The organism is Caulobacter vibrioides (assembly GCF_002310375.3).
Lineage (GTDB): Bacteria > Pseudomonadota > Alphaproteobacteria > Caulobacterales > Caulobacteraceae > Caulobacter > Caulobacter vibrioides_D.
Window position 1 is genome coordinate 2,091,217 of sequence record NZ_CP023315.3, and the last position, 13,608, is coordinate 2,104,824.

Annotated in this window: 17 protein-coding genes; 6 read left to right on the top strand and 11 right to left on the bottom strand. The window is 66.7% G+C overall.

Annotation, left to right across the window (positions count from 1 at the left end; all coding sequences use genetic code 11):
- Positions 1-45 precede the first annotated feature (45 nt).
- The 10 genes from CA606_RS09900 to CA606_RS09945 form a co-directional block, all read right to left on the bottom strand.
- Complete coding sequence (locus tag CA606_RS09900) at positions 46-246, bottom strand: hypothetical protein (RefSeq protein WP_096051285.1); 201 nt, start codon at positions 244-246, stop codon at positions 46-48.
- Positions 246-647, bottom strand: a complete 402-nt coding sequence (locus CA606_RS09905; protein ID WP_096051284.1) for a HesB/IscA family protein — start codon at positions 645-647, stop codon at positions 246-248. Before CA606_RS09905 ends, CA606_RS09900 begins: the two co-directional genes overlap by 1 nt.
- Before the next feature lie 5 nt (positions 648-652).
- A complete protein-coding gene (locus tag CA606_RS09910; RefSeq protein WP_010919725.1) occupies positions 653-1,009 on the bottom strand; it encodes an SUF system Fe-S cluster assembly protein in 357 nt (118 codons plus the stop codon).
- Positions 1,010-1,016: 7 nt separating this feature from the next.
- A complete protein-coding gene (locus tag CA606_RS09915; protein ID WP_096051283.1) occupies positions 1,017-2,243 on the bottom strand; it encodes an aminotransferase class V-fold PLP-dependent enzyme in 1,227 nt (408 codons plus the stop codon).
- Entirely contained in the window at positions 2,243-3,271 is a 1,029-nt protein-coding gene (sufD, locus tag CA606_RS09920) for a Fe-S cluster assembly protein SufD (RefSeq protein WP_096051282.1), read from the bottom strand. The genes CA606_RS09915 and sufD overlap by 1 nt, the downstream gene beginning before the upstream one ends.
- Before the next feature lie 142 nt (positions 3,272-3,413).
- The gene (gene sufC, locus CA606_RS09925) at positions 3,414-4,163 is read right to left on the bottom strand and encodes a Fe-S cluster assembly ATPase SufC (protein ID WP_096051281.1); all 750 of its coding nucleotides are present in this window, start codon (positions 4,161-4,163) and stop codon (positions 3,414-3,416) included.
- A complete protein-coding gene (locus tag CA606_RS09930; protein ID WP_096051280.1) occupies positions 4,156-4,545 on the bottom strand; it encodes a hypothetical protein in 390 nt (129 codons plus the stop codon). Before CA606_RS09930 ends, sufC begins: the two co-directional genes overlap by 8 nt.
- The gene (gene sufB, locus CA606_RS09935; RefSeq protein ID WP_096051279.1) at positions 4,542-6,011 is read right to left on the bottom strand and encodes a Fe-S cluster assembly protein SufB; all 1,470 of its coding nucleotides are present in this window, start codon (positions 6,009-6,011) and stop codon (positions 4,542-4,544) included. The genes CA606_RS09930 and sufB overlap by 4 nt, the downstream gene beginning before the upstream one ends.
- The gene (locus CA606_RS09940; RefSeq protein ID WP_096051278.1) at positions 6,011-7,150 is read right to left on the bottom strand and encodes a cysteine desulfurase family protein; all 1,140 of its coding nucleotides are present in this window, start codon (positions 7,148-7,150) and stop codon (positions 6,011-6,013) included. Before CA606_RS09940 ends, sufB begins: the two co-directional genes overlap by 1 nt.
- A complete protein-coding gene (locus CA606_RS09945) occupies positions 7,147-7,623 on the bottom strand; it encodes an Rrf2 family transcriptional regulator (protein WP_096051277.1) in 477 nt (158 codons plus the stop codon). The genes CA606_RS09940 and CA606_RS09945 overlap by 4 nt, the downstream gene beginning before the upstream one ends.
- A gap of 179 nt (positions 7,624-7,802) precedes the next feature.
- Between CA606_RS09945 and CA606_RS09950 the strand changes: the two genes are divergently transcribed.
- Positions 7,803-8,453: an alpha/beta hydrolase gene (locus CA606_RS09950; protein ID WP_096051276.1), complete on the top strand. Its 651-nt coding sequence runs from the start codon at positions 7,803-7,805 to the stop codon at positions 8,451-8,453.
- 53 nt (positions 8,454-8,506) lie between these two features.
- Here CA606_RS09950 and CA606_RS09955 read toward each other — a convergent pair whose 3' ends face one another.
- Positions 8,507-9,613: an anhydro-N-acetylmuramic acid kinase gene (locus tag CA606_RS09955; RefSeq protein ID WP_181242530.1), complete on the bottom strand. Its 1,107-nt coding sequence runs from the start codon at positions 9,611-9,613 to the stop codon at positions 8,507-8,509.
- Between the two features lie 43 nt (positions 9,614-9,656).
- Between CA606_RS09955 and CA606_RS09960 the strand changes: the two genes are divergently transcribed.
- From CA606_RS09960 to CA606_RS09980, 5 genes are all read left to right on the top strand, one after another.
- Positions 9,657-9,707 carry a hypothetical protein gene (locus CA606_RS09960; RefSeq protein WP_181242897.1) on the top strand — a complete coding sequence of 17 codons (51 nt, stop codon included), beginning with the start codon at positions 9,657-9,659 and terminating at the stop codon, positions 9,705-9,707.
- A gap of 96 nt (positions 9,708-9,803) precedes the next feature.
- The gene (tyrS, locus tag CA606_RS09965) at positions 9,804-11,126 is read left to right on the top strand and encodes a tyrosine--tRNA ligase (RefSeq protein WP_181242531.1); all 1,323 of its coding nucleotides are present in this window, start codon (positions 9,804-9,806) and stop codon (positions 11,124-11,126) included.
- Between the two features lie 129 nt (positions 11,127-11,255).
- Positions 11,256-11,717 carry a peroxiredoxin gene (locus tag CA606_RS09970; RefSeq protein WP_096051273.1) on the top strand — a complete coding sequence of 154 codons (462 nt, stop codon included), beginning with the start codon at positions 11,256-11,258 and terminating at the stop codon, positions 11,715-11,717.
- 232 nt (positions 11,718-11,949) lie between these two features.
- A complete protein-coding gene (locus CA606_RS09975; protein WP_096051272.1) occupies positions 11,950-13,101 on the top strand; it encodes a peptidoglycan DD-metalloendopeptidase family protein in 1,152 nt (383 codons plus the stop codon).
- Positions 13,082-13,567: a bactofilin family protein gene (locus tag CA606_RS09980; protein WP_096051271.1), complete on the top strand. Its 486-nt coding sequence runs from the start codon at positions 13,082-13,084 to the stop codon at positions 13,565-13,567. Before CA606_RS09975 ends, CA606_RS09980 begins: the two co-directional genes overlap by 20 nt.
- Positions 13,568-13,608: the final 41 nt, after the last annotated feature.

Here is a 13,608-nt window from a genome sequence, read left to right on the forward strand (position 1 = left end):
CCCTCACCCTGCCCTCTCCCTCTGGGAGAGGGTTCGCTAGAGCGGTCAGACCTCGACCGGGCACTCCGCCGGCACGCCCGCGAACGTACCCTCTGCTCGGCGCTTGGCGAAATGGGTCTGGGCGCAGCCGCTGGAGCACAAAAGGCCGGTGTCCGACCAGTAGAGCGGCGCCTCGTCCTCATGCTTGAAGCGTGGGGAACCCCACGGCAGGCCGCATTCAACGCACGCAGGGGTCTTGGCCAGCATCAGTCGAGGGCCTCGGCGGCGGGTTGGATCGTCACGCTCTCGCCGCAGCCGCAGGCGTCGGTTTCGTTGGGATTGTGGAACACGAACTTCGAGGACAGCTTGGTGACCTCGTAGTCGATCTCGGTGCCGACCAGGAACAGCACGGCCTTGGGCTCGATCAGGATGGTGATGCCTTTGTCCTCGACCACCTCGTCGATCGGGCCCTGCTCCTTGGCGTACTCGAACACGTACTCCTGGCCCGCGCAGCCGCCGTTCTTCACGCCGACGCGCAAGCCCGCATAGGGCTGATCGGCCTTGTCCATGATCTCCTTCACGCGCGCGGCCGCAGCCTCGGTCAGGGTGACGACCTTGGGGCGCGGGCGGCGGGGACGGATGGCGATCGTGGGTTCCATGGGCTCCAAACCGATCAGAACATATTGAGTTGCAGCTTGGCTTCGTCGCTCATGCGCGAGGCGTCCCACGGCGGGTCGAAGGTCAGTTCGACCGTGCAGGACTTCAAGCCCGGGATCTCCATGACCGCATCCTTGACCCAGCCCGGCATCTCGCCGGCCACCGGGCAGCCCGGCGCGGTCAGGGTCATGTCGATGGCGACGTCCTTGGAGTCGCTGACATCGACCTTGTAGATCAAGCCCAGCTCATAGATGTCGACCGGGATTTCCGGGTCATAGACGGTCTTCAGCTTTTCGATCAGCTGGTCCGTCAGCCGGTTCAGCTCGTCCTGGGTCAGAGCCGTAACGGTTTCCTGGGAGGCGGCGTCGGTCATCGGGAGCTCAACTGAAGAAACTGCGGGCCTTGGCCAGCGCGTCGACGAACGCGTCGGCCTCGGCCTCGGTGTTATATAGGGCGAAGGAGGCGCGCGCGCTCGACGTGACGCCAAAGCGGCGCATCAGAGGCTCTGCGCAATGGGTCCCGGCGCGCACGGCCACGCCGTAGCGGTCCAGCACCTGGGCGATGTCGTGGGCGTGGGCGCCCTCGACCGTGAAGGACAGCACCGCGCCCTTGCCGGGGGCCTCGCCCAGGATCCGCACGCCGTTGACGCCACGCAGCCGCTCGGCGACCCGCTCATAGAGCGCGTGCTCGTGGGCGAAGACGGCGTCGCGATCCAGGCCTTCCAGCCACTCGATCGCCGCGCCTAGGCCGACAGCCTCCAGGATCGCCGGGGTGCCGGCCTCGAAGCGATGCGGCGGGTCGGCATAGGTGATCTTGTCCAGCGCGACCGAAGCGATCATCTCGCCGCCGCCCTGGTACGGCGGCAGGGCCGCCAGGCGCTCAGCCTTGCCGTACAGCACGCCGATGCCGGTGGGGCCGTACAGCTTGTGGCCGGAGAAGACGTAGAAATCGACGTCCAGCGCCTTCACATCCACCTTGGTGTGAACCACGCCCTGGCAGCCGTCCAGCAGCACCGGCGCGCCGGCCGCGTGGGCTAGGCGGACGATTTCGGGCACGTCGTTGACCGTGCCCAGCACGTTCGACATGTGGGTGACGGCGACCATCTTGGTCTTTTCGGACAGCAGGCCCTTGTAGGCCTCCATGTCGAGGCGCCCGTCATCCAGCACCGGGATGAACTTGAGGACCACGCCCTTGCGCTCGCGCAGGAAGTGCCACGGCACGATGTTGGCGTGGTGCTCCATCTCCGAAAGCACGATCTCGTCGCCGGCGTTCAGGCTCAGGCCGAACGACGCTGCGACGAGGTTCACCGCCTCGGTCGCGCTCTTGGTCCACACGACCTCGTCGCGATCGGCGTTGATGAAGCGTGCAACGGTTTCCCGCGCCTTTTCATAGGCTTCGGTCGTTTCGTTGGCTAGCGTGTGAAGGCCGCGATGGACGTTGGCGTACGAGGTCCGCGCCAGGCTCATCATGGCGTCCAGCACCGCATCGGGCTTCTGGGCGCTGGCGGCCGTGTCCAGGTAAATCAACGGCTTGCCGTGGACTTCTCGCGCCAGGATCGGGAACTGTGCGCGGATCGCGGCGACGTCGAATGGAGCGTCGAAGGCCATCAGGCGTCGCTCCCCAGCTTGCGGGCGACCCAGGCGGCGGCGAGCTCTCGAGCGCCGTCATGGGCGATGCGCTCGATGACCTCGCCGACAAAGGCCACGGTCAGCATGGCCTTGGCGTCGGCCTCGGGGATGCCGCGCTGCTCGGCGTAGAACAACACCTCGTCGTCCAGGGCGCCGATGGTGTTGCCGTGGGCGCAGGAGACGTCGTCGGCGAAGATCAGCAGCTCCGGCTTGGCGTCGATCTCGGCCTTGTCCGACAGGATCAGGGCGTGGTGGCCCATCCGCGCGTCGGTCTGATCGGCGCCCTTCTCGACGACGATCCGGCCCTGAAAGACACCGCGCGCCTGGTCGGTGACCATGCCCTTGGTCAGTTGGCTGGTGACGCCGTCGAGGCCGCCATGGGTGACCACGCTCGTCAGATCGGCGTGGCGCTGGGCGTCCAGCAGATAGGCGCCGTCCAGGCGAACCTGCGCATGGGCGCCGGGATGACGGACGCGGGTCTCGATCCGCTGGCGACGCGCGCCGGAGGTGAGCACGGTCTGGGCGAACTTGGCGCCGGGGGCGAGCGTCACCTCGGCGGTCACGACATTGACAGCCTCGGCGTCGTCGTCGACCAGCACGATCCGCTCCAGCGAGGCGCCCTCGCCCACAGCGATGTCCAGGGCGACGTCGGAGACGTAGGCCCCGGCGCGGCCCTCATGGCTTTCGAGCAGGACCAGGCTTTCGCCGGGCTTCACGACGATGGCGTGGCTCGCGCCCTGCGCGGCCTTATCGGCCAGGGCGACGAAGCGCAACGCAACGACACCCGAGGCCGCGTCGGACGCCGTCACGCGGCGGCCGTTGACGAACACGGTCTCGGCGTCGGCCAGGCCGGCGAACGGGCCGGCAGGAACCTCCCCGTCATGCGCCGGCGCGGCCGGCGGCAGGGTCTTCAGCAGGCCCCGCAGGTCGGTCCAGCGCCAGTCCTCGTCGCGCCGCGAGGGCAGCGCCGAGAGGTCGCCGGTCTTGAGGGCGGTGGAGAGGGTCATGACAAAATCCTCCCCCCGACGGGGGAGGTGTCGGCGCAGCCGACGGTGGGGGAAGTCCTGATGACGGCGGGGATGAACACTTCCCCCTCCGGTCCTGCGGACCACCTCCCCCGCGGGGGGGAGGATTTGGTCAGGGTCGTCATCACGCCGCCGCCCCCACGATGCGGTCATAGCCCTCGGCTTCCAGCTGCAGGGCCAGTTCCGGACCGCCCGAGGCGACGATGCGGCCGGCGGCCAGCACGTGGACCTTGTCGGGTTTGATGTGATCCAGCAGGCGCTGATAGTGGGTGATGACCAGCATGCCGCGCTCGGGGCTGCGCAGGGCGTTGACGCCTTCGGAGACGATCTTCAGGGCGTCGATGTCGAGGCCGCTGTCGGTCTCATCGAGGATCAGGAATTTCGGCGAAAGCATCGCCATTTGAAGGATTTCCATCCGCTTCTTCTCGCCGCCCGAGAAGCCGACGTTCAGGCCGCGCTTGAGCATCTCGAAGTCGATCTTCAGAGACGCGGCCTTCTCCTTAGCCAGCTTCAGGAAGGCCGGGGCGGCGATCTCGTCCTCGCCCCGCGCGCGGCGCTGGGCGTTGAGGGCGGTGCGGATGAAGGTCAGGGCCGGAACGCCCGGGATTTCAAGCGGATACTGGAACGACAGGAATAGGCCCTTGGCGGCCCGCTCGTTGGGCTCGAGCGCCAGCAGGTCCTCGCCGTTAAGGGTCGCCGAACCTTCGGTGACCTCATAGCCGTCGCGGCCTGTCAGCAAGTAGGACAGGGTCGACTTGCCGGCCCCGTTCGGGCCCATGATCGCGTGGACCTCACCGGCCGGGACGTCCAGCGTGACGCCCTTCAGGATCGGCTTGTCCTCGACGCGGGCGTGAAGGTTTTGGATCTTAAGCATGGGTCTCGTTGAGTTTTCTGTACTCGGCGTCGTGCCCCGCGAAGGTTCCGGCGACGGCGATCTGGCCTTGGATGGCGGCGTTTAACAGCGAACGATCCTCGGGAGGGATCCAATACTCCTCGTGGCCGGGCGTGCCGGACACCTTGTTTTCGTAGGCGTCGAGGAATGTCTTCGACACAGCGAACTGGACGACATATCCGCGGCGATAGGTCGTGTGCGCTGCGTTCCAGTCCCGCGCCAGCCGCGCCGCGAGGGCTTCGCTGGTGACCGGCCGGAAGATCGGCTGCTCGATGTCATGCGGCGGAAAGGCTTTCCAATCCGACGCCCTGATATCGTGCAGCTCCTCCAGACCCACGGGCTGGTAGAGCATGACGGTGGTCATCCCACACTGCCCTCCAGGCTGATCGCCACCAGCTTCTGGGCCTCGACGGCGAATTCCATGGGCAGTTGCTGCAGCACGTCCTTGACGAAGCCGTTGACCAGCAGGGCCACGGCTTCTTCTTGGCTGAGGCCGCGCTGCTGGCAGTAGAACAGCTGGTCGTCCGACAGCCGGGTGGTGGTGGCCTCGTGCTCGAACACCGACTGGCCGTTGCGGGCCTCGATATAGGGCACGGTGTGGGCTGCGCAGTCCTTGCCGATCAGCAAGCTGTCGCACTGGGTGAAGTTGCGCGCGCCCTTGGCCTTGGGGTGAGCCGAAACAAGGCCCCGATAGGTCGAGGTCGACTTACCGGCGCTGATGCCCTTGGCGACGATCCGCGAGCGGGTGTTGGCGCCCAGGTGGATCATCTTGGTGCCGGTGTCGGCCTGCTGGTGACCGTTGGTGACCGCGATCGAATAGAACTCGCCCGAGCTCCCCTCGCCGCGCAGCACGCAGGACGGGTACTTCCAGGTGATGGCCGAGCCGGTCTCGACCTGGGTCCACGAGACCTTGCTACGATCGCCGCGGCAGTCGGCGCGCTTGGTCACGAAGTTGTAGATGCCGCCCTTGCCGGTCTCGGGATCGCCCGGGTACCAGTTCTGAACGGTCGAATATTTGATCTCGGCGTCGTCCAGCAGGACGAGCTCGACCACGGCCGCGTGCAGCTGGTTCTCGTCGCGCATCGGGGCCGTGCAGCCCTCCAGATACGAGACGTAGGCGCCCTTGTCGGCGATGATCAAAGTGCGCTCGAACTGGCCGGAATCCTTGGCGTTGATCCGGAAATAGGTCGACAGCTCCATGGGGCAGCGCACGCCCGGCGGGACGTAGACGAAACTGCCGTCCGAGAAGACCGCGCTGTTCAGACAGGCGAAATAGTTGTCCGAGGTCGGCACCACGCTGCCCAGGTACTGGCGCACCAGCTCCGGATGTTCGCGGACCGCTTCGCTCATCGAGCAGAAGATGACGCCGGCCTGGGCCAGCTCCTTCTTGAAGGTGGTCACGACGCTGACGCTGTCGAACACGGCGTCGACGGCGTAGCGCGGCGCGCCTTCCACGCCGGCCAGAACCGCCTGCTCCTTCAACGGGATGCCGAGCTTTTCGTAGACGGCCAGCAGCTCCGGATCGACCTCGTCCAGGCTCTTGGGGCCTTCCTTGGTCTTCGGGGCGGCGTAGTAGTAGGTGTCCTGGTAGTCGATCGGCGGATAGCTGACCTTGGCCCAGTCGGGCTCGTCCATCGCCAGCCAGCGGCGATAGGCTTCAAGCCGCCACTCCAGCATCCACTCAGGCTCGTCCTTCTTGGCCGAGATGAAGCGCACGATGTCCTCGGAGAGGCCTTTAGGGGCGAACTCCTGATCGATATCGGTGGTAAAGCCGTGCTCGTACTTCTCGAGCGCGGCGACGGTTTCGACAGTCTCTTTGACCGCGGCCATTAAGCCACCTCCCGGCGCCGGGCGCCGATACGCTTCCAGGCGGCGAGCCAGGCGTCGCCACACTTGATCCAATCTTGTTCCGTGCTCGCCCAGCCGCCACTGACACGCAGGGCGAACGGAGCGAGATCAGCGCGGCCCATGGCTTCCACCACGCGGCTGGCCTTAACCTTGCCTGACGAACAGGCGCTGCCGGCGCTGACCATGACCCCGGCCAGGTCCATGGTCATGACCTGGACCTCGGAGCCGAAGCCCTCGCCTGCAAAGCACAACGTCTGAGGAAGACGATCAGCGCCCTCGCCCAGCACGATCGCGCCCTCGGCTTTCAGCCGCTGCGCCAAGGCGTCGCGCCATTGGGCCTGTTCGGCCATGGAGGCAAGCGTCTCACGCCCCACCTTGGCCGCCGCGCCGAACGCGGCGATCCCGGCGACGTTCTCAGTGCCGGCCCGGCGGCCGCGCTCCTGACCGCCGCCGTGCAGGCGACGGGTCACGGTCGCGCGGGTTCCGGCGACCAGGGCGCCGACGCCCTGCGGCCCGCCCAGCTTGTGCGCCGACAGCGCCATGGTGTCGGCGCCGAGGCCGGAGAAATCGATGGCGATCTTGCCGGCGGCCTGGACCGCGTCGACATGCAGCCAGCCGTCGTGGGCGCGCACCAGGGCGGACGCCTTATCCACAGGCTGGATGACGCCTGTCTCGTTGTTGGCCAGCATCAGGCAGACCAGGGTCTTGCCCGGCTTTTCAAGCGCTTGCGCCAGCCAGCCGAGATCGGCGACGCCGTGGTTATCCACAGGCAGGGCCTCGACCGGCAGGCCGGAGACCTTCGCGGTTTCGGTGACGGCGTCGTGCTCGATCGCGGAGAGGATGATGCGTTCGACGCCTGCGGCCTTGGCGCTCTCGATGGCCAGGGCGTTGGCCTCGGTGCCGCCGCTGACGAAGGTCACCGAGCCGGCCGGCACGCCGACCAGGGCGCCGACCTCGGCGCGGGCGCGCTCGACGACGTCACGCGCCGCGCGGCCGGCCGCGTGGACCGACGAGGGGTTGGCCGGGGTCTCGAGCGCGCGCAGCAGCGCGTCGCGCGCTTCCGGCCGCACCGGCGCCGTGGCGTTGTAGTCGAGATAGATGGAAGGTCGGGAGGCGTTCACTCGGCCGCGATCTCCATCGGACGGCCCATCAAGCTTCCTTGGGGGCGCAGTTCGCCCGCCAGCACGTCGGCGACCGAGACCGAGGCCAGGTAGCCGTGGATCTGGCGCCCCATCTCTTCCCAGAGATTATGGGTCATGCAACGCTCGCCGCCGGCCATGCAGCCCTTGGCCTGACCCTTGGTGAAGTTGCAGCGGGTGGCGCGCAGCGGCTCGTCCACCGCCAGGACGATGTCGGCGATGAAGGTCTCATCCGAGGCCTTGGCCAGGCGATAGCCGCCGCCAGGACCCCGGGCGCTGATCACCAGACCCTTGCGGCGCAGGCGCGCGAAAAGCTGTTCGAGATAGGAAAGCGAGATCTGCTGGCGCGCGGCGATCTCGGCCAGCGCCACGGCGCGGCCATCGCTCTCGTCCTGGCGCTTGGCCAGGTCGGTCATCGCCATCACGGCGTATCGGCCTTTGGTGCTCAGGCGCATCAGCCTTACCCCTTGCAGATTCCGCGCGCATCGGCTTTTGCGTGTGCTACAAGCCGCGACTTCGCGCGCGGACCATCCGTCCGCATTGCGGCTGCGATTTAGGAAGACCAAGCGCGGCGGTCAAGTATTCCGGCCCTCAAAAAGGCCGGGCTCCGCCGTCGCCAGCTGAAGGGGACGATATGCCTGATGTGATTTTGACCGGCGCGTCCGGCCGGATCGAGGGTCGCTATTCTCCGGGCAAGACCGAGACAGCGCCGATCGCCCTGATCCTGCACCCGCACCCCAAGGCCGGCGGTCACATGAACCACCCGGTCTCGGTGCAACTGTATCACCTGTTCATGAAGCGTGGTTTCGCGACCTTGCGCTTCAATTTCCGCGGCGTGGGCCGCAGCCAGGGCGAGTTTGACGCCGGCATCGGCGAGCTGGCCGACGCGGCCACGGCGCTGGACTGGCTGCAGACCAGCAACCCGACCGCCAGCCAGACCTGGGTCGCCGGTTTCGACTTCGGCGCCTATATCGGCATGCAGCTCCTGATGCGCCGCCCGGAAACGGACGGCTTCATTTCGGTGTCGCCGCCGACCAACATGTACGACTTCAGCTTCCTGGCCCCGTGCCCGGCGTCAGGCCTGTTCCTGACGGGTTCGGCCGACACCATCACCCCGCCGGTCGAGGTGGAGCGCGTGGTGACCAAGCTGCGCACCCAGAAGGGCATCACGATCGACTACGAAGTCATCGACAAGGCCACCCACTTCTGGGCCGAACACCTGCCCAGCGTCGAGAAGAGCGTCAGCGACTATCTCGACAAGCGCCTGGCGGAAAATCCGATCTAGGACTTCAAGTCCAAACGCTCAAAAGGCCTCCCTTCGGGGAGGCCTTTTTCGTTTCAGGGCTGAACGATCCGTCCACCCGTCATAGGCGCTTTCACGCCCGTGGTCCCCGGGAAGCTGATCGGCAGGCCCTTGGCCGTGCGGGCGGCCAGATAGGCGAAGGCCTCGGCCTCGATGCTGTCGCCGCGCCAGCCATAGGCCTCGGCGCTCTTGACCGGTACGGGCGCGCGCGTGGACAGGGTCTGCATGATCGCCGGATTATGTCGCCCGCCGCCGCAGACGATCAGGGCGCTGGGCGCCTCGCCGGTCTGGGCGAAGGCCTTGAACACCGCCTCGGCGGTGAAGGCCACCAGGGTCGCCGCCGCATCCTCAGCGGAGAGATGATCGACCGGGGTCAACGAGAAGTCATAGCGATCCAGCGACTTGGGCGCCGGAGCGTCGAAGTAAGGACTGTCGAGCAGCGCCGCCAGCATGGCCTCATCCACGCGGCCGGCCAAGGCCAGACGGCCGTCCTCGTCGAAACGGCCAAGCCCCCTCGCCTGCAGCATCAGATCGATCATGCCGTTGCCGGGGCCGGTGTCGAAGGCCAGCAAGTCGCCGTCCGCGCCGATCAGGGTGATGTTGGCCACGCCGCCGACGTTCAGCGCCGCCACCGGGGCGGCCAAACCCGAGGCTCGGGCGCGGGCGGCGTGGTAGATCGGCGCCAGCGGCGCGCCCTCGCCGCCGGCGGCGACATCGGCGGTGCGGAAGTCAAACGCCACCGGACGCCCGCAGAGGCGCGCCAGGCGATCGGCGTCGAGCAGTTGCACCGTGCGCCCCACCCGCTGCGCCGTCGGGCGCTCGTGAAGGACGGTCTGGCCATGCACGCCCAGCAGGTCGAAGTCGCTCCAGCTCAGACCGTGCTCATCCAGAAAGCTCTCGGCGGCATGGAAGTGCTCGTCGGCCACGGCGCGCCGGGCGTCGTCGAAGATCGCCGGCTCAGGCTCACCCCGCGGCCAGGCGCGGGCGATGTCGGTGCTCTCAAGCAGCAGGTCGCGGGTGGCCTCCCGCAACTTGCGCTCGCCCGCCGGACCAAAGGCGTGAATGTCGACGCCGTCCGTTTCCAGCACCGCCATGTCGACCGCATCCAACGAGGTGCCGGTCATGAATCCTAGGATCTTCATGGGAACGTTGACTGCCATGCCCGTTAAACGGTAGCTAGGCCCCATGATCGACGCTCTTGTCCTGGCCCGCCCCTATTACCGCCCGCTGCCATAGCGGGAGGCCGACCAGACACGTCGCTTAGCCCCCGCCTCGCCGGGGTCGCTTCAACACAGTCGATCATGCGCTCCGGTCACCCTTCCGGAGTCTGAAATGAACCCCTCACACACCGGCCAAGCCGTGCTAGACGGCCCGCCACGTCAAATAGAGAGTCGATCCATGTCCGCCGCCTCGTCGTTCAAGTCAGAGTTCCTGCGAACCCTGGAGGCGCGCGGCTACATCCACCAGATCACCCATCCGGAGGAGCTGGACACGGCCGCCTCGGCCGGGATCGTCACCGCCTACATTGGTTTCGACGCCACGGCGCCGTCTCTGCACGTCGGCAGCCTGATCCAGATCATGCTGCTGCGCCGCCTGCAGCAGGCCGGCCACAAGCCGATCGTCCTGATGGGCGGCGGCACGACCAAGGTCGGCGATCCCACGGGCAAGGACGAAAGCCGCAAGCTGCTGAGCGACGCCGACATCCAGGCCAATATCGCGGGCATCAAGACGGTGTTCTCGAAGTTCCTGACCTTCGGCGACGGGCCCACCGACGCGATCATGGTCGACAACGATGTCTGGCTGTCGAAGTTCGGCTACGTCCAGTTCCTGCGCGAGTACGGCGTGCACTTTACGGTCAACCGGATGCTGGCGTTTGACTCGGTCAAGCTGCGCCTGGAGCGCGAGCAGCCGATGACGTTCCTCGAGTTCAACTACATGCTGATGCAGGCGGTGGACTTCCTGGAGCTGAACCGCGCCCACGGCTGCGTGCTGCAGATGGGCGGTTCGGACCAGTGGGGCAATATCCTCAACGGCGTCGAGCTGACCCGCCGCGTCGACCAGAAGAGCGCCTTTGGCCTGACGACGCCACTCCTGGCCACCGCCTCGGGCGCCAAGATGGGCAAGACGGCCGCCGGCGCGGTGTGGCTGAACGCCGAACAGCTGAGCCCCTACGACTACTGGCAGTTCTGGCGGAACACCGAGGACGCCGACGTCGGTCGCTTCCTGAAGCTGTTCACCGACCTGCCGCTGGATCGCATCGCCGAACTGGAGGCCCTGGAGGGCGCCCAGATCAACGAGGCCAAGAAGGTGCTGGCCGACGAGGCCACGCGCATGGCCCATGGCGAGGAGGAAGCCCGCAAGGCGCGCGACGCTGCAGAAAAGGCGTTCGAGCAAGGCGCGCTGTCGGCTGACCTGCCGACCTATGAACTTCAGGCAGAATTCCTGAAAGAGGGGATTATTCTTGCCGCTTTAGCTGGCGACGCCTTCAGTCAGTCGCGAGGCGAGATACGGCGCCTGGCGCAGGGTGGCGGCTTGCGGGTCAACGACACGGCGATTGGCGATGCGAACGTGAGGATCACCGAGGCCGATCTGGTTGATGGTGTCATCAAGCTTTCGGCGGGCAAGAAGAAGATCGTGTTGGTGAAGCCTGTTTAGTTATGAGTTGATTGTCATCCCGGCCCTGGCGTAGCCAAGGCGGGACTCGGCTAGACTCAAGGCCATTGGCGATCCCGGCTCGGCGCGCTTCGCGCTGGGCCGGGATGACAGATTTCAAGGAAGCGTTCGATGCTGCAGCCCGGCGACAAGGCTCCCGATTTCGACCTGCCGACCGACACTGGTCGCGTCAGCCTGGCGGCCCTCAAGGGCAAGAACGTTGTCCTGTACTTCTATCCCAAGGACGACACCGCCGGCTGCACCTCCGAGGCGCTGCAGTTCTCGTCGGAAGTCGAGGAATTCCAGAAGCTGGGCGCGGTGATCATCGGCGTGTCCAAGGACAGCGCCGCGTCGCACGCCAAGTTCCGCCTCAAACATGATCTGACCATCGAACTGGCCGCCGACACGCTGGGCGATGTCGTCGAGGCTTACGGCGCGTGGGTCGAAAAGAGCATGTACGGCCGCAAGTACATGGGCATTGATCGCTCGACCTTCCTGATCGACCGCGAGGGCGTCATCCGCGAGATCTGGCGCAAAGTGAAAGTGCCCGGCCACATCAAGGCGGTCATGAACGCCGCCAAGGCGATCAAATAGGCCTCGCCACTCGCGCTCGAGACGCGCGCGAGTGTTGCAACAACGCATCGGCGTGTGACGTTTCGGCGCGGAACCAACGTTCCGGCGTGGCCGTTTTTGTCAGAGATCATTAAGCATTGCGGCGCAGAGTTCAATTTTGCGACTCGCGCTCCCTTTGGGCGCGAAGACGCTTGCGCGCTTCCGTTTTATCATTGCATATCGCCGGGACCTGAAACGGGGGTTTCCTGGGGCGATGGCGATCAAACGCTTCAAGCGACTGCGGCAATCTCTGGAAGCCCTTTTTCCCGAACGGCACATCTACATCCGCTCCGGCGGCGAGATGCGCGGCTATGTTTTCTCCACCAACAAGCAGCTGTTGGGCGCCGCCGGCGTCGCCGTCAGCGCGCTCTGGATGGGCGTTTGCACCGCGGCCATGATGGTCAACGCCCTGGCGGTCAGCTCGACCGACCAGCAGGTCATCAAGCAAAAAGCCTACTATGAGCGGCTGAACGCCGACCGTCAGGCCCGCCTGAACAGCGCTGTGGCGCAGCTCTCGGCCACCAATGGCTCTCTGGAAGATCTGGCCGCTTCGGTCGAAAAGCGCCACGCCGCCCTCGCCCTCCTAGTTTCTGATTTCAAGGGCGTCCCCGGCGCCGCCGAGGCCCTGACCGTCGCCAAGCCTCGCTTGCTCGCCGCCAGCCCAGTGCAGCGGGTCCAGGCCACCCGGATGGACCAGGAGCGCCTGATCGACGCCGCCGAAAGCTTCGCCAAGAGCCGCGCCGAGCGTCTGCGGCTGGCCATGCGGATGGCGGGCCTGGATGCTGGCAACTATACCGGCCGCGGCGTCTCGCTGGGCGGCCCGCTGATCGAGGCCAAGGACCCTCGCGCCCTCGCCGCCGTCCTGGATGTTGACGAGGAGTTCGCCACCCGCATCCAGCGCGCCGCCAACGACATGTCGGACATGCGATCGCTGGGCGCGGCGGCCAAGAAGCTGCCCTTCTATCGCCCGACCAGCAATCCGGCGCTGTCGTCCAGCTATGGCGTCCGGTTCGACCCGTTCACGCGCCGGCCGGCCTTCCATTCCGGCCTGGACTTCCCGGGCGGCTATCACACGCCGATCATGGCCACCGCTCCGGGCGTGGTCTCGTTCACCGGCGTGCGGTCGGGTTACGGCAAGACGGTCGAGATCGACCACGGCGGCGGCTTCAAAACGCGCTACGCGCACCTCGCCGCCATTAGCGTCCGCGTCGGTGAGCGTGTGGCGATCGGCTCACGGGTCGGCGGCATGGGTTCGACCGGCCGCTCGACTGGTCCGCACCTGCACTACGAAGTCTGGGTCAACGGCAAGGCCCAGAACCCCAATCGCTTCTTGAAGGCTGGTGAGTATGTTCAGCAAGCAAGCTAAATCGAACAACAAGGCCCCGGCCCGCATCGAGCCGCTGCCCACGCCCATGGCCGCCGCGCCGTCCGAGCCGGCGCGTCGCGCGCCGCCGAAGGTCGCCTCGCTGCTGTCGGCCGACCTGACCATCGAGGGTGGTGTCACCGGCGAGGGCGAGCTGCAGATCGACGGCGTGGTCAAGGGCGACGTCCGTGTCGGCCGCCTGACCGTCGGCGAAACGGGCCATGTCGAGGGCTCTGTCTACGCCGAGGCCGTCGAGGTGCGCGGCCGCGTGGTTGGCGCGATCACGTCCAAGCAGGTTCGTCTCTACGGCACCTCGTACGTCGATGGCGACATCACGCATGAGCAACTGGCGATGGAAACCGGCGCCTTCTTCCAGGGCCGCAGCCTGAAGTTCCAGCGCCCCGCCCCCGCGCCGTCGCAGCCCGCGCCGCATCCCGAGCATCTGGCGATCGCCAAGAGCGCCGGCTAAGACGGGCCGAAGCTAAAAACGATAACGCCCCGGATCGCTCC